We start from the raw sequence: 14,673 nt of genomic DNA on the forward strand, positions 1-14,673 counted from the left end.
GAGGTGTTTCGATGCGCAGGCCCGCTTTCTACAGCCGTTCGCCCCGCACGCTGCCTCAAGCGGCCGATTCCGCGGCCGCCGATCAGGCCGTGCCATCGCCCGAGGGCGGGGGCAATGGCGCGCCGCCGGATTCACCTGGTTCTCCGCCGCAAGGCAAGCCGCGCTGGCAGCCCGGCCGGCGCAGTTTCGCGTTTTTGGTGGTGCTGTGCGCCATTGCGGTCGGCGGTGCATGGTGGCCGCGCCAAGGCGCCAGGGCGCTGACGCAGAAAGACATCGATTCGGCCGTGCTGCGCACGCTGCAGACCCACACGCTCCCCTCACCCGCCGCCAAGGCCGCCGAGATCGTGCGGCCTTCAGTGGTCCGCGTGGTCGGCTACGGCCCCGAGAAAGCCACGCCCGAGGCCAAGACCCAGAAGCGTGGACGCAATCTTGCCAAGGGCAAGCCGCCTGAGGCCGATGCACCGCCGGGCGAGGTGGAGCGCGGCGTGGGCACCGGCGTGGTCATTGTCGACAAGGGCATCATCCTCACCAACTTGCATGTGGTGGCCGGCGCCGAGACCATCAAGGTCACTTTTTCCGACGGCCTCGAAGCCGTGGCCACCATCACCGGCGTGCAGCCCGAGAACGACCTTGCGGTGCTGCAGGCCCAGAAGATTCCCGACGACCTGATACCCGCCGTGATGCGCTCGACCGGCGATCTGCAATCCGGCGACCAGGTGGCCGCGGTCGGCTTTCCGTTCGGCATCGGTCCTTCGGTGTCGGCCGGCGTGGTGTCGGGTCTGAAGCGCTCGTTCCGCTCGCCCGAGGGCAAGCAGGAACTGGGCAACCTGATCCAGTTCGACGCGGCCGCCAATCCCGGCAACTCGGGCGGCCCGCTGATCAACATGGACGGCGAGGTGCTCGGCATCGTCACCGCCATTCTCAATCCCACGCAGCAGCGCACCTTCATAGGCATCGGTTTTGCCGTGCCGATAGAAAACGCGGCATCGGCCGCCGGTTCGCCGCCGTTCTAGAACGCCCCGGAGAACCGCACCATGCTTTCGATTGTTTACACAGAGGCCATCGCATGAGCACCGAGAACCCCTTTTCCACGTCTTCCACCACGGCCGAGCTGATGGAGCAGATCCTCTACGAGGTCAAGCGGGTTGTGGTGGGCCAGGACCGCTTCCTGGAGCGCGTGATGGTCGCCATGCTCGCTGGCGGCCACTTGCTGGTCGAAGGCGTGCCGGGCCTCGCGAAAACCCTCACCATCAAGACGCTGGCCGACACGGTGCGCGGCCAGTTCAAGCGCATCCAGTTCACTCCCGACCTGGTGCCGGCCGACCTGGTCGGCACGCGCATCTACAACCAGAAGACCGGCGAGTTCAGTACCTCGCTCGGCCCGGTGTTTGCCAACCTGCTGCTGGCCGACGAAATCAACCGCGCCCCGGCCAAGGTGCAGAGCGCGCTGCTCGAGGTGATGCAGGAGCGCCAGGTCACCATTGCCGGCGAAACACACAAGGTGCCGCGCCCGTTTCTCGTCATGGCCACGCAGAACCCGATCGAAACCGAAGGCACCTACCCACTGCCCGAGGCGCAGGTCGACCGCTTCATGATGAAGGTGCTGGTCGATTACCCGAGCGATGAAGAAGAGTTCGTCATCGTCCAGCGCGTGATCGGCACGCTGGTCGAGGTCAATCCGGTTGCGACGACCGAGCAGCTTGCAGCGTTGCAGGCCGAGGCGCGGCGCGTGTACGTCGACCCGTCGCTCATCCAGTACGCGGTAAAGCTCGTATCGGCCACGCGCACGCCCGACAAGCACGGCCTGAAGGACATGCGCCGCTTCATCACCTTCGGCGCCAGCCCGCGCGCCAGCATCAGCCTCACCGAAGGCGCACGCGCGCTCGCGCTGCTGCGCGGCCGCAGCTATGCCCTGCCCGAAGACATGACCGCGTTGGTGCCCGACGTGCTGCGCCATCGCGTGACGCTTTCCTACGAAGGCCTGTCCGAAGGCCTCACACCCGACGGCCTGATCGAGAAGATCATGAAGGCCGTTCCCGCTCCCCCAAAACCTCTCGAACATGAAAAGCTGGTGGCGTAAGGCCCCTGCGGCCGCCAACGACGAACGGCTCATCGCCGAGGCCGGAGGTACCGAGCGCGCGCTACGCCGGCTCGAATGGACCGTCATCCGCCGCCTCGACGGCCTGCTGCAGGGCGACTACCGCACGCTGATGCGCGGCACCGGCCTCGACCTGGCCGACCTGCGCGAATACCAGCACCACGACGACGTGCGCCACATCGACTGGAACGTCACCGCGCGGCTGCAGGTACCGCATGTGCGCGTGTTCACCGAAGACCGCGAAATGTCCGCCTGGTTCGTGCTCGACCTGAGCCGCTCGGTCGATTTCGGTTCCGGCCTGAAGGCTAAGCGCGAGATCTCGGCCGGCTTTGTCGGCGTGCTTGCGCGCCTGCTCACGCGCCACGGCAACCGGGTGGGTGCGCTCGTTTACGGCAGCGACCTCGAAGCGGTGATTCCGCCGCGCAGCGGCCGCCGGCACGTGCTGCATCTGCTGCATGCCATGGAGCGCCGCGCCGACAAGATCGAAACCGCGCCCACGCAAAAAGGCATGACGCGCCTGGCCGACCTGCTGAAATCCGCCGCCACGCTGATGCCGCGGCGTTCCACTGTTTTTGTGGTGTCCGACTTCCTGAGCGAGCCCGGCTGGGAACGCCCGCTCGGCCAACTGGTGCAGCGGCATGAAGTCATTGCCGTGCGCCTGTTCGATCCGCTCGAGCTCGAACTGCCCGACCTCGGCCTGGTGCCGCTGCGCGATGCCGAAACCGGCGAGCAGCTCTGGGTCGACACCCACGATGCCGGCTTTCGCAAGCGCTTTGCCCGCCTGGCGGCCGAGCGCGAGGCAACGCTGCGCGCTTCGCTCGCCAAGGCCGGCGTCGATGCACTCGAGCTTTCGACCGGCGACGACCTGGTGGAAGCCATCGTTCGTTTTGCCGACATGCGCAAGCGCCGCACGCGCATCGGCTCGGGCAGCATGAAGGCGGTGGCAGCATGACTTTTCTCTGGCCTCAATTCCTTTGGTTGCTGGCAGCCTTGCCGCTGCTGGTGTTGCTCTACATCTGGCTGATCCGCCGCAAGAAGAAGCTGGCGGTGCGCTATGCCAGCCTCTCGATCGTGCGCGAGGCCATGGGCGCCGGCCAAAGCGTCAGGCGACATATTCCGCCCTTCCTCTTTCTGCTGGCCATGGCCGCGATGCTGGTGGCCGCCGCCCGGCCCATGGCCGTGGTGCTGCTGCCTTCGAACCAGCAGACCATCATCCTCGCGATGGACGTGTCCGGCAGCATGCGCGCAGCCGACGTGCTGCCCAACCGGCTGGTCGCGGCGCAGGAAGCGGCCAAGAGCTTCATCAAGGACCTGCCGCGCCATGTGAAGGTGGGCATCGTGGCCTTCGCGGGCAGTGCCCAGGTGGCGCAGTTGCCCACCACCAACCACGACGACCTGGTGACCGCGATCGACAGCTTCCAGCTGCAGCGTGCCACGGCCACGGGCAATGCGATCGTCGTTTCGCTCGCCACCCTGTTTCCTGACGCGGGCATCGACGTTTCGCAGTTCAGCGCCCCCAGCCGCCAGCGCGGCACACCCATCGACCAGACGGAAAAGCAGGCCAAGGAGTTCACGCCGGTTGCACCGGGCTCCTACACCTCGGCCGCCATCATCATGCTGACCGATGGCCAGCGCACCACCGGCGTCGACCCGCTCGATGCCGCCAAGGCCGCGGCGGACCGCGGCGTGCGCATCTACACGGTAGGCGTGGGCACGGTCGACGGCGAAACCATCGGCTTCGAAGGCTGGTCGATGCGCGTGCGGCTCGACGAGGAAACGCTCAAGGCCGTGGCCAACAAGACCAATGCCGAGTACTTCTATGCGGGCACCGCCGCCGACCTGAAGAAGGTGTATGAAACGCTGAGCTCCAAGCTCACGGTCGAGAAGAAGGAAACAGAGATCTCGGCGCTCTTTGCGCTGGGCGCGGCCATTCTCACGCTGCTGTCGGCGGGGCTCTCGCTGCTCTGGTTCAACCGGATTCTTTAGCTCCGGCCTTGGCGGCGGCCGGCAGCCCGGCGAGCACCTCGCGCAGGATTTCTTCGGACAAGGCCTCGTCGTCCATGGCGCGGGCCAGCACCACGCCGCCGTACATCGACGCCAGGATGCGGATCGCGTCGCCCCGGGCGTTCTTCTTCGAACGCCACGGAAACTTGCTGGTGAACCGGTCGATCAACACCTTGAAGTAAGTCGTCAGCGGCGCCCCAATGGCTTGCTCGCTCCCCGGCTGGCCCGCATGCGCGGCAAACGCCGCCACGAGGCAGCCGCCGGCGCGGCTGTCGCGGTGCTCGCGGCTCAGGTAGCTCCGCACATAGGCGCGCATGCCTTCGGGCGTTTTTCCGGCCTCATCGAGGTCGGCGAGCGCCGCATCCCCGGCATGGACGATGCACTCCGCCATCAGCGCTTCCTTCGAGTCGAAGTGGTTGTAGAACGGGCCGTGCGTGAGCCCGGTGGCTTTCATGATCTCGCTCACGCTCACGCCGTCGAAGCCGCGTTCCTTGAAGAGGCGCGAGGCCTCGGAAAGGATCTTCTGGTGCTTTTCGGCGGTTTCCGCTGCGGGGTATCGCATGTGACCTCTTTCTGTTCCGGGGTACTTCAAGGCATGGCTTGACGCTAAGCATGATAACCATCATGCTTCGACACCTCAAACATGATGGTCATCATGCTTGCAGCAAGACAGCCCTTCCAAACTACCTTTTTTGAACGGATTCGAAATGAGCGAACAAGCAACCCTCGGCACCGCCGTCGTCACCGGCGCTTCGGCCGGCCTCGGCAAGATCTATGCAGACCGCCTGGCCCGTCGCGGCCACGACTTGCTGCTGGTGGCGCGCCGCGCCGACCTGCTGGAAGAAGTCGCGGCCAGCCTGCGCGCCACATATGGCGTCAAGGTGCAAACACTCGCAGCCGACCTGGCCGCCGCCGGCGACCTCGAGCGCGTGTCCAAGGCCGTTGCCGCCGACCCGTCGGTCACGCTGCTGATCAACAATGCCGGCCTCTCCACGCTCGCACCGGTCGCGCTGACCACGAGCGCGCAGCTGCAGAGCATGCTCGACGTGAACATCAACGCCCTCGCTCACCTGAGCCACGCCGCACTGACCGCCTTCAAGGCACGCAACCGCGGCACGCTGGTGAACATCGGCTCGGTGCTCGGCTTCTACACGCTGCCGATCAGCAGCATCTACAGCGGCACCAAGGCCTTCGTGGTGGCGTTCACGCGCGGGCTGCAGGAAGAGGTGGCGGGCACCGGCGTGAAGGTGCAGCTGGTGCTGCCGGCCGCCACGGCCACCGACATCTGGGAGCTCTCGGGCGTGCCTGTGTCGGCACTGGCCGAAGGCACGGTCATGCAGGCCGAAGAGTGCGTGGACGCCGCCCTGGCCGGCCTCGACCTGGGCGAGGCGATCACGCTGCCGTCGGTGAACGACGCCGCCCTGCTCACCGGCTTTACCGATGCAAGCGCCAAGTTGTTCGGCGCCTCGCAGACCAGCAAGCCGGCCGCGCGCTACCTGGCAACGGCCTGATCGGGCTGCGCGGCCATCGCCGACTGATCCGGCGACTTCACCGCGCCGATGCCGCCCAGGAACAGATCGGCCACGATCGGCGCGATGGCCGCGTGGTCGAGCTTTCCGCCCGGTTTCATCCAGGTGAACATCCAGTTGATCATGCCGAACAGCAGCATGGTCAGCGGCTTGGCGAGGTCGTTGCTCGGCGCGCCGGGCCTGAGCGCGGAGACGGCGCGCGCAAAGCCCGCGACCACCTCGCGCTCCTTGTCGAGCACGCGCTCGCGGTCTTCCTCTTCGAGAAAGCGCACGTCGTCGGTCAGCACGCGGTGCGCGTCCTGCGCGCCGGCGTATTCCTCGACGATCCGGTAGATGAAGCGGCGCAGGCGCTCTTCATCGGTGTGCGTCGACGCTTCTTCCTCCGCCACCAGCGCGGCGAGCTTCGAGACGTGCGTCTCGGCGATGCTGATCAAGAGGCTGCTCTTGTCCTTGTAGTAGTGATAGAGCGTGGCCTTCGAGAGATTGCACGCCTCGGCCACCTGGTTCATCGAGGTGGCGGGATAGCCGCGGCGCGCGAACAATTGGGCGGCCTGCGCGAGGATGAACTCGCGCTGGTCGTCGTAGGTGGCGGATCTTCCACGCGGCATCGGGTCTTCTTTCTTCCTTGATTGGAGTTGCGGGCAACCTGCGATCTTGCATGAAGCGCGCCGGCTAGCCGCGCCGGGTCGCAATGAGCGAACGCACGTCAGTGGCCGGCAGCCGTGGCCGATCGGGCTCCATCTGCCGCAGCGGCGCCACCTCGTGCAGGCTGGCAAGACTGCGAACCGTCAGCGCCTGGTAGGTCTGCGTGCCTTCGAGCTTCCAGGCAATTTCTTCGTCGCTGAGCATCTTCTTCACCTTGGCCGGAATGCCGGCCACCAGCGCGCGCGCGGGCACCTTCATGCCGGCGGGTACGAAAGCGCAGGCCGCCACGATGGCCTGCTCGCCGATCTCGGCCTCGTCCATCACCACCGCGTTCATGCCGACCAGCGCATCGCGGCGCACGATGCAGCTGTGCAGGATCGCCCCGTGGCCGATGTGGCCGTTGACCTCGACCACCGTGTCCTGGTCGGGAAAGCCGTGGATGCAGCAATGGTCCTGCACGTTGGAGCCCTCCTGCAGCACGATGCGGCCGAAATCGCCGCGCAGGCTCGCGCAGGGGCCCACGTAGCAGCGGGGGCCGACGATCACGTCGCCTATCAATACGGCGCTGGGATGCACATAGGCCGTCGGGTCGACGACGGGAATGACGCCGTCGATGGAATAGCTGGGCATGCGGTCGGTCTCCTTTTGGCGGGGCTCAGGGTTTGCCCTGAATCAACCCGCTTGTGCCGGATTCAAGGTCGATCCTAAAATCTACCGGACGGTCGGTCAATAGTGTTTATGCGCCGATCTACCCACAACAAGGATGAGAGACAAAGCCCATGTCAGAACCTTTAGTTCTCACCGGCAACGCCGGCGCAGTCCGCACGCTGAGCCTCAACCGCCCCGCCGCGCTCAACAGCTTCACGACCGAACTGCACGCCGAACTGATGGCCGCGCTGAACCTTGCCGCGCAGGACGAGAGCGTGCGATGCCTGGTGCTCACCGGCGCGGGCCGCGCCTTCTGCGCCGGACAGGACCTGGCCGACCCCTCGGTTGCACCCGACCCCACGCCGGGCGCGGCGCCCAAGGACCTGGGCCATGTCATCTCCGCTTACTACGCGCCGCTGGTCGCGCGCATCCGTTCGATGCCGGTGCCGGTGATCGCAGCCGTGAACGGCGTTGCCGCCGGAGCGGGCGCCAACATTGCGCTGTGCTGCGATCTCGCCGTGGCCGGCCGCTCGGCCAGCTTCATCCAGGCCTTCACCCGGATCGGCCTCGTGCCCGACACAGGCGGCACCTGGCTGCTGCCGCGGCTCGTCGGCTCGGCGCGCGCGCTGGGCATGGCGATGCTGGGCGACAAGCTACCCGCCGAAGAAGCCGCGCGCATGGGCCTGATCTGGCAATGCGTGGACGATGCGGCGCTGGCCGAGACGGTCGCCGCACTCGCATCGAAACTGGCCGGCATGCCGACCCGCGCCCTCGTTGCCACCCGCCAGGCCATGGTCGCGGCGCAAGACCTGGACCTCGATTCGGCACTTGCCGAAGAGGCCCGCCTCCAACGCGAGATGGGCAACGCCGACGACTACCGCGAGGGCGTCGAAGCCTTCCGCGCCAAGCGCGCGCCGGTGTTCAAGGATCGCTGAGCCATGACCGACACCACCCGCACCCCGCAGCAAACCGCCGAATACGTTCGCGACGGCATGTTCGCGAACGACAACGCCTCCAAGGGCCTGGGCATGCGCATCGTCGAAGTCGGCCCCGGCCAGGCCACCCTCGAAATGCGCGTGCGCACCGACATGCTCAACGGCCACGCCATCTGCCACGGCGGCTTCATGGCCACGCTGGCCGATTCCACCTTTGCTTTTGCCTGCAACTCGTACAACGAACTGACGGTCGCCTCGGGTTTCTCGATCGACTTCATCGCACCGGCGCGCGAAGACGACGTGCTCACTGCGCGCTGTTTCGAAGTTTCGAAGGCCGGGCGCACCGGCGTGTACGACACCGAGATAACCAACCAGCGCGGCGAACGCGTCGCGATGTTCCGTGGCCGCTCGTACACCGCCAAGGGCCGCCCCGCCGTTGCCGCCTGAGGAGACACAAGCACCATGACAGCCAGACACCCCGCACCCGGCGAGCTCGAGCCCATCGAAACCGCGAGCCGCGACGAAATCACCGCGCTGCAGATCACCCGCCTGCGCGCCACGCTGCAGCGTGCGTACGACAACGTGCCGCACTACCGCAAGGCCTTCGATGCCAAGGGCGTGCATCCTCAAGACCTGAAGTCGCTCGCCGACCTGTCGAAGTTTCCGTTCACCGTGAAGACAGACCTGCGCGACAACTACCCCTTCGGCATGTTCGCCGTGCCGCGCACGCAGGTGGCGCGCATCCATGCCTCGTCGGGCACCACCGGCAAGCCGACCGTGGTGGGCTACACCCTGAAGGACATCGACACCTGGGCCGACCTGGTGGCGCGCTCCATCCGCGCCGCGGGCGGAAGGCCGGGCGACATGGTGCACGTGTCTTACGGCTACGGCCTCTTCACCGGTGGCCTCGGCGCGCACTACGGCGCCGAGCGCGCGGGCTGCACCGTCATTCCGATGTCGGGCGGGCAAACCGAAAAGCAGGTGCAGCTCATCCAGGACTTCAAGCCCGACATCATCATGGTCACGCCCAGCTACATGCAGGTGATCATCGAGCAGTTCGAGCGCCAGGGGCTGAGCGCGAAAGACAGCTCGCTCAAGATCGGCATCTTCGGCGCCGAGCCGTGGACCGAAGCCATGCGCCGCGACATCGAAGGCAAGGCCGGCCTCGACGCGGTCGACATCTACGGCCTCTCCGAAGTGATGGGCCCGGGCGTGGCCAGCGAATGCGTCGAGAGCAAGGACGGCCCGGTGATCTGGGAAGACCACTTCTACCCCGAGATCATCGACCCCGACACCGGCGAGCTCAAGGCCGACGGCGAAGAAGGCGAACTGGTCTTCACCTCGCTCAGCAAGGAGGCCATGCCCATCGTGCGCTACCGCACGCGCGACCTCACGCGCCTCTTGCCACCCACCTCGCGGTCATTCCGCCGCATGGGCAAGATCGTCGGGCGCAGCGACGACATGATGATCATCCGCGGCGTGAACGTGTTTCCCACCCAGGTGGAAGAGATCGTGCTCGCGCACGAGCGCCTCTCGGGTCTTTATCAGGTGCACGTGCGCCGCGAAGGCCTGCTCGACGAAGTCGAGGTGCATTGCGAGCTCGACCACAGCAACGCCGCCGTCGACGAAGCCCAACGCCAGGCCATCGCCGGCTGGGTGCAGGACCGCGTGAAGACGCTGATCGGCATCTCGACCACGGTGCGCGTGTTCGACCCCGATTCCATCGAACGCACGCAGACCGGCAAGGCCCGCCGCGTGATCGACACCCGGCCGCGCTGAACGCGCGCCGTTTCAACCCTCTTTGCAAAGGACACGCACATGTACACCCAGGCCATGGACACCATGGGCAAGGACGCGGGCGACGACGGCAAGAAAAAGGCCGTGCGCTCCGCCGACGAAATGCGGCTCCAGGAACGCTTCGACGCCCATATCGATGCCGGCGACTTCATCGAGGCAAAAGACTGGATGCCCGAGCACTACCGCAAGACGCTGGTGCGCCAGATCAGCCAGCACGCGCACTCCGAAATCGTCGGCATGCTGCCCGAAGGCAACTGGATCGGCCGCGCGCCCACGCTCAAGCGCAAGGCCATCCTGCTGGCCAAGGTGCAGGACGAAGGCGGCCACGGGCTCTACCTGTATGCCGCCGCCGAAACGCTGGGCACTTCGCGCGACCAGATGTTCGACGCGCTGCACAGCGGCAAAGCCAAGTACAGCTCGATCTTCAACTACCCCACGCTCACCTGGGCCGACATGGGCACCATCGGCTGGCTGGTCGATGGCGCGGCCATCATGAACCAGGTGCCGATCTGCCGCTGTTCGTATGCGCCGTATGCGCGCGCCATGGTTCGCATCTGCCGCGAGGAAAGCTTTCACCAGCGCCAAGGCTACGAAGCGCTGCTCACCATGATGACGCGCGGCACCGAGGCGCAAAAAGCGATGGTGCAGGACGCGGTCAACCGCTGGTGGTGGCCCTCGATCATGATGTTCGGCCCGCCGGACGACCAGTCGCCCAACTCGGCCCAGTCGATGCGCTGGGGCATCAAGCGTTTCAGCAACGACGAGCTGCGCCAGAAGTTCATCGATGCCGCCGTGGAGCAGGCGCGCATCCTCGGCGTGACCCTGCCAGACCCTGACCTGAAGTGGAACGAAGAGCGCCAGGCGCACGACTTCGGCGCCATCGACTGGAGCGAGTTCTGGCGCGTGATCGGCGGCGACGGTCCCTGCAACCGCGAGCGCCTGCAGGCCCGCGTCGACGCCTGGGAAGACGGCGCCTGGGTGCGCGAAGCCGCCATGGCCCACGCCAACAAGCAACCGATGAAGGAGGCCGCATGAGCGCCGATACCGAAAATTCCACGCAAGAGTGGCCCCTGTGGGAAGTGTTCGTGCGCAGCAAGGCGGGGCTTGACCACAAGCATTGCGGCAGCCTGCATGCGGCCGATTCGAAGATGGCGATCCAGATGGCGCGCGACGTGTACACGCGCCGCCAGGAAGGCAGCAGCATCTGGGTGGTGCGCTCCGACCAGATCGTGGCCAGCGATCCGGGGGACAAGGACATGTACTTCGATCCGGCGGAGGACAAGGTGTACCGGCATCCGACGTTCTATTCGTTGCCCAAGTCCGTGGACCACATGTGAGCGGAGCACCATGCAAGCATCGATCGAACTGAACCGAACGCCCGCCGTGCAATACCTGCTGCGCGTCGGCGATACCTGCCTCGTGCTCGCGCAGCGCCTCGGCGAATGGTGCGGCCATGCGCCCGTGCTGGAAGAAGACATCGCCATGGCCAACATCGCGCTCGACCTCGTCGGCCAGGCGCGCGCGCTGCTCACACACGCCGGCAAGCTCGAGGGCACAGGTCGCGAGCACGACGAGGACCAGCTCGCCTACCTGCGCGACGAACGCGACTACTTCAACCTCACGCTGGTCGAGCTGCCACGCGGCGACTTCGCCTTTGCCGTGGTGCGCAACACCATGGTTGCGACACTGCTCAAGCTGCTGTGGCAGCGCCTCGCCACGTCGAGCGAGGCCGAAGTGGCCGCCATCGCCGGCAAGGCCGTGAAGGAAGCGCGCTACCACCAGCAGCATTCTGGCGACTGGGTCGTGCGCCTCGGCGACGGCACTGACGAATCGCGCCGCCGCACCGAGAAGGCCCTGAAGCAGCTGTGGCTCTATGTGCCCGAACTGTTCGAAAGCGATGCGGTCGATGCCGAAGCCAGCGCCAGCGGGCTCGGCCCGGCGTGGAGCGAACTGCGCGAACCCTGGTTCGCCGACATGCAGCAGGTGCTCGACGCGGCCAATCTCGCAATGCCGAAGGAAGCCGCCTTCCGCAGCACCGGAAAACAGGGCGTCCACAGCGAGCACATGGGCTACATCCTCACCGAGATGCAGCATCTGCAACGCAGCTTCCCCGGAGGTGTGTGGTGAACGCGCTGGCGTCGCGCGTCGATGCGGCGTGGGCCGTGCTGCACACGGTGCTCGACCCCGAGGTGCCGGCCGTGTCGGTGTGCGACCTGGGCATCGTGCGCGAAGTGATCGAGCACGACGACGGGCTGGAGATCGTGCTCACGCCCACCTACTCCGGCTGCCCCGCGACCGAAGCCATCGAGCACGATGTGCTGGCCGCCATCGAGCAAGCCGGCCTCGGCCGTGCACGCGCCACGCTGCGCCGCGCGCCCGCGTGGAGCAGCAACTGGATCAGCGATGAAGGCCGCGCCAAACTCAAGGCCTACGGCATCGCGCCGCCTGCGCACCTCACCCCCGAAGACGCGGCCAGCACCGCGATGCCCATTCGCCTCTTCGGCCGTATCGCCGGCGGCGAACGCATTGCCTGCCCGCGCTGCGCGAGCGAGCGCACGGAGCGCCTTTCCGCCTTCGGCTCCACCGCATGCAAGGCGCTGTACCGCTGCATGGCCTGCCGCGAGCCCTTTGAACATTTCAAGCCGATCTAAGCGATGAGCACCCTCTTCCACCCGCTGCGCGTGAAGGCCGTCGAACCCGACACCTCGGAGGCAGTCATCGTCTCGTTCGAAGTGCCGGCCGAACTGCAGGAAGTCTTCGGCTTTACGCAAGGCCAGTACCTCACGCTGCGCAAGGACATCGACGGGCAAGACCTGCGCCGGTCGTATTCGATCTGCGCGGGCCTGGACGACGGCGAGTTGTGCGTCGGCGTGCGCAAGGTGCAGGGCGGCGTGTTCTCGAACTGGATCAACGCGCATCTGCAGCCCGGCGATACCGTGCAGGTCATGGCGCCGCAGGGCCGCTTCTTCGTGCCCATCGAGCCGGCCTCGGCGCGCCACCACGTCGGCATCGCAGGCGGCAGCGGTATCACGCCGATCCTCTCGATCATGAAGACCGTGCTGGCGCGCGAGCCCAAGAGCCGTTTCACGCTGATCTACGGCAACCGCCAGTTGCAGTCCACGATGTTCAAGGAAGAAATCGAGGACCTGAAGAACCGCTACATGACGCGCCTGGTGCTGCAGCATGTGTTCTCCGACGAGCACACCGATTCGCCGTTGGGCCGCGGCGTGATGAACCGCGAGAAGATCGGCGAGTTTCTCCGGACGGTGGTGCCCGCGAAGAGCATCGACCATGCCTACATCTGCGGGCCGTTCCAGATGAACGACGAGGCCGAGGCCGCGCTGCTCGCTGCTGGCGTTCCGGAGGAACGCATTCACATCGAACGCTTCGGCGTTGCGCTGCCTTCCACGACGTCGACAGGCCAGGTCGGCGCAGTGGTGCACGAAGCCCGGCCCGGTGACGCCAAACAGGCGCGCATCACCATCGTGCGCGACGGCCTGCAGCGCGAGATCACTTTTACCGAAGGCCAGCCGAGCATCCTCGACGCGGCTTCTGCGGCCGGGCTCGAAGTGCCGTTCTCATGCACCTCGGGCGTATGCGGTACCTGCCGCGCCAAGCTCGTGGAGGGGGAAGTCCGCATGGAAAGAAACTTTGCGCTCGACAAGAATGAAGTAGCCGCAGGATTCGTGCTGACTTGCCAGGCGCACCCTCTCACGGAACGCGTCACCCTGTCCTTCGACGAGCGCTGACGTCACAACAATTTTTCAACCCGGAGACAAACCAAAATGAAATTCTTCTTCAAGCCCCTGCTGATCGCAGCGCTGTGCGCCACTGCCGCCGCGGCATGGGCCGACATCAACGTCGGCGTGACGCTCTCGGCCACCGGTCCGGCCGCCTCGCTCGGCATTCCCGAGAAGAACACCATCTCCCTGATGCCCAAGACCATCGGCGGCCAGAAGATCAACTACATCGTGCTGGACGATGCTTCCGACACCACGGCGGCCGTGGCCAACGCCCGCAAGCTGATCGCCGAGAACAAGGTCGACATCGTGCTGGGCTCGACCACCACGCCCAACTCGCTCGCCATGATCGACGTGGTGAGCGAAGCCAAGACACCGATGATTTCCATTGCCGCATCGGCCCGCATCATCGAGCCGATGGACACCAAGAAGCAGTGGGTCTTCAAGACGCCGCAGAACGACATCATGATGTCCCTCGCCATTGCCGAGCACATGGCCGCCAACGGCGTGAAGACCGTGGCCTTCATCGGTTTTTCCGACGCGTATGGCGAAGGCTGGTCGCAGGAATTCGCCAAGGCGGCGGACCTGAAGAAGCTCAAGATCGTGGCCAACGAGCGCTACGCACGCACCGACACCTCCGTGACCGGCCAGGCCCTGAAGATCATGGCCGCCAAGGCCGATGCGGTGCTGGTTGCGGGCTCGGGCACGCCGGCCGCGCTGCCGCAAAAGACGCTGAAGGAGCGCGGCTACGCCGGCAAGATGTACCAGACGCACGGCGTCGCGAATGCAGACTTCCTGCGCGTGGGTGGCAAGGACGTGGAAGGCACCCTCCTGCCAGCCGGCCCCGTGCTGGTGGCCGAGCAGCTGCCGGCCAGCCATCCGGTGAAGAAATCGGCCATGGCCTACGTCACCGCCTACGAGGGCGCGAACGGCAAGAACACGGTGTCGACCTTCGGCGCGCATGCATGGGACGCGGGCCTCTTGATGACCTCGGCCGTGCCGGTGGCGCTCAAGAAGGCGCAGCCTGGCACGCCCGAGTTCCGTGCCGCCTTGCGTGACGCGCTCGAGCAGGTGAAGGACGTCGCCGGCGCCCACGGCGTATTCAACATGACCGCCAACGACCATCTCGGTCTCGATCAGCGCGCCCGCGTCATGGTCAAGATCGAGAACGGCGCCTGGAAATACCAGCCCTGAGCGCGTCTCGCCTTGCTCCCTCCCCCTCTGGGGGAGGGCTGGGGTGGGGGCACGACTGATTCGACACACGGGCAAGGCCCGAA

At 66.2% G+C, this 14,673-nt stretch carries 17 protein-coding genes; 14 read left to right on the plus strand and 3 right to left on the minus strand.

What is annotated here, in order from left to right:
• Positions 1 to 11: 11 nt before the first annotated feature.
• Genes ABIC94_RS22880 through ABIC94_RS22895 form a run of 4 tightly spaced genes read left to right on the plus strand, consistent with a single transcriptional unit; the run spans position 12 to position 4,084 of the window.
• A complete protein-coding gene (locus tag ABIC94_RS22880) occupies positions 12 to 1,013 on the plus strand; it encodes a S1C family serine protease (RefSeq protein ID WP_354375272.1) in 1,002 nt (333 codons plus the stop codon).
• A gap of 53 nt (positions 1,014 to 1,066) precedes the next feature.
• Positions 1,067 to 2,080 (plus strand): AAA family ATPase, encoded by a 1,014-nt coding sequence (locus tag ABIC94_RS22885; protein ID WP_354375273.1) that lies wholly within the window; start codon positions 1,067 to 1,069, stop codon positions 2,078 to 2,080.
• Positions 2,061 to 3,050: a DUF58 domain-containing protein gene (locus ABIC94_RS22890; protein ID WP_354375274.1), complete on the plus strand. Its 990-nt coding sequence runs from the start codon at positions 2,061 to 2,063 to the stop codon at positions 3,048 to 3,050. Before ABIC94_RS22885 ends, ABIC94_RS22890 begins: the two co-directional genes overlap by 20 nt.
• Positions 3,047 to 4,084 carry a VWA domain-containing protein gene (locus ABIC94_RS22895; protein ID WP_354375275.1) on the plus strand — a complete coding sequence of 346 codons (1,038 nt, stop codon included), beginning with the start codon at positions 3,047 to 3,049 and terminating at the stop codon, positions 4,082 to 4,084. The genes ABIC94_RS22890 and ABIC94_RS22895 overlap by 4 nt, the downstream gene beginning before the upstream one ends.
• Here the strand turns inward: ABIC94_RS22895 and ABIC94_RS22900 are convergent.
• Positions 4,068 to 4,664 carry a TetR/AcrR family transcriptional regulator gene (locus tag ABIC94_RS22900; protein WP_354375276.1) on the minus strand — a complete coding sequence of 199 codons (597 nt, stop codon included), beginning with the start codon at positions 4,662 to 4,664 and terminating at the stop codon, positions 4,068 to 4,070. The genes ABIC94_RS22895 and ABIC94_RS22900 overlap by 17 nt on opposite strands.
• Before the next feature lie 145 nt (positions 4,665 to 4,809).
• Between ABIC94_RS22900 and ABIC94_RS22905 the strand changes: the two genes are divergently transcribed.
• Positions 4,810 to 5,613, plus strand: a complete 804-nt coding sequence (locus ABIC94_RS22905; RefSeq protein ID WP_354375277.1) for an SDR family NAD(P)-dependent oxidoreductase — start codon at positions 4,810 to 4,812, stop codon at positions 5,611 to 5,613.
• Here the strand turns inward: ABIC94_RS22905 and ABIC94_RS22910 are convergent.
• Both ABIC94_RS22910 and ABIC94_RS22915 read right to left on the minus strand, forming a co-directional pair.
• Complete coding sequence (locus tag ABIC94_RS22910) at positions 5,595 to 6,239, minus strand: TetR/AcrR family transcriptional regulator (protein ID WP_354375278.1); 645 nt, start codon at positions 6,237 to 6,239, stop codon at positions 5,595 to 5,597. The two genes, ABIC94_RS22905 and ABIC94_RS22910, sit on opposite strands and share 19 nt — an antisense overlap.
• Positions 6,240 to 6,303: 64 nt before the next feature.
• Entirely contained in the window at positions 6,304 to 6,906 is a 603-nt protein-coding gene (locus tag ABIC94_RS22915) for a phenylacetic acid degradation protein PaaY (RefSeq protein ID WP_354375279.1), read from the minus strand.
• A gap of 149 nt (positions 6,907 to 7,055) precedes the next feature.
• On the opposite strand from ABIC94_RS22915, the gene ABIC94_RS22920 reads away from it, so the two are divergent.
• The 9 genes from ABIC94_RS22920 to ABIC94_RS22960 are packed head-to-tail and all read left to right on the plus strand — an operon-like array spanning position 7,056 to position 14,590.
• Positions 7,056 to 7,859: an enoyl-CoA hydratase-related protein gene (locus tag ABIC94_RS22920; RefSeq protein WP_354375280.1), complete on the plus strand. Its 804-nt coding sequence runs from the start codon at positions 7,056 to 7,058 to the stop codon at positions 7,857 to 7,859.
• Between the two features lie 3 nt (positions 7,860 to 7,862).
• Positions 7,863 to 8,306, plus strand: a complete 444-nt coding sequence (paaI, locus tag ABIC94_RS22925; RefSeq protein ID WP_354375281.1) for a hydroxyphenylacetyl-CoA thioesterase PaaI — start codon at positions 7,863 to 7,865, stop codon at positions 8,304 to 8,306.
• A 15-nt stretch (positions 8,307 to 8,321) separates the two neighbouring features.
• Positions 8,322 to 9,638, plus strand: coding sequence for a phenylacetate--CoA ligase PaaK (gene paaK / locus ABIC94_RS22930; protein ID WP_354375282.1), 1,317 nt, complete (start codon positions 8,322 to 8,324; stop codon positions 9,636 to 9,638).
• Between the two features lie 39 nt (positions 9,639 to 9,677).
• On the plus strand, positions 9,678 to 10,691 hold the full coding sequence (paaA, locus tag ABIC94_RS22935; protein WP_354375283.1) for a 1,2-phenylacetyl-CoA epoxidase subunit PaaA: 1,014 nt from the start codon (positions 9,678 to 9,680) through the stop codon (positions 10,689 to 10,691).
• The gene (paaB, locus tag ABIC94_RS22940; protein WP_354375284.1) at positions 10,688 to 10,993 is read left to right on the plus strand and encodes a 1,2-phenylacetyl-CoA epoxidase subunit PaaB; all 306 of its coding nucleotides are present in this window, start codon (positions 10,688 to 10,690) and stop codon (positions 10,991 to 10,993) included. Before paaA ends, paaB begins: the two co-directional genes overlap by 4 nt.
• Positions 10,994 to 11,003: 10 nt before the next feature.
• Positions 11,004 to 11,783, plus strand: coding sequence for a 1,2-phenylacetyl-CoA epoxidase subunit PaaC (gene paaC / locus ABIC94_RS22945; RefSeq protein ID WP_354375285.1), 780 nt, complete (start codon positions 11,004 to 11,006; stop codon positions 11,781 to 11,783).
• Positions 11,780 to 12,307 carry a 1,2-phenylacetyl-CoA epoxidase subunit PaaD gene (paaD, locus tag ABIC94_RS22950; RefSeq protein ID WP_436318083.1) on the plus strand — a complete coding sequence of 176 codons (528 nt, stop codon included), beginning with the start codon at positions 11,780 to 11,782 and terminating at the stop codon, positions 12,305 to 12,307. The genes paaC and paaD overlap by 4 nt, the downstream gene beginning before the upstream one ends.
• A gap of 3 nt (positions 12,308 to 12,310) precedes the next feature.
• Positions 12,311 to 13,405: a 1,2-phenylacetyl-CoA epoxidase subunit PaaE gene (gene paaE, locus ABIC94_RS22955; RefSeq protein ID WP_354375287.1), complete on the plus strand. Its 1,095-nt coding sequence runs from the start codon at positions 12,311 to 12,313 to the stop codon at positions 13,403 to 13,405.
• A 36-nt stretch (positions 13,406 to 13,441) separates the two neighbouring features.
• A complete protein-coding gene (locus tag ABIC94_RS22960; RefSeq protein ID WP_354375288.1) occupies positions 13,442 to 14,590 on the plus strand; it encodes an ABC transporter substrate-binding protein in 1,149 nt (382 codons plus the stop codon).
• Positions 14,591 to 14,673: the final 83 nt, after the last annotated feature.

Origin of the sequence: Variovorax paradoxus, from assembly GCF_040544635.1 — a bacterium.
GTDB lineage: Bacteria > Pseudomonadota > Gammaproteobacteria > Burkholderiales > Burkholderiaceae_C > Variovorax > Variovorax paradoxus_R.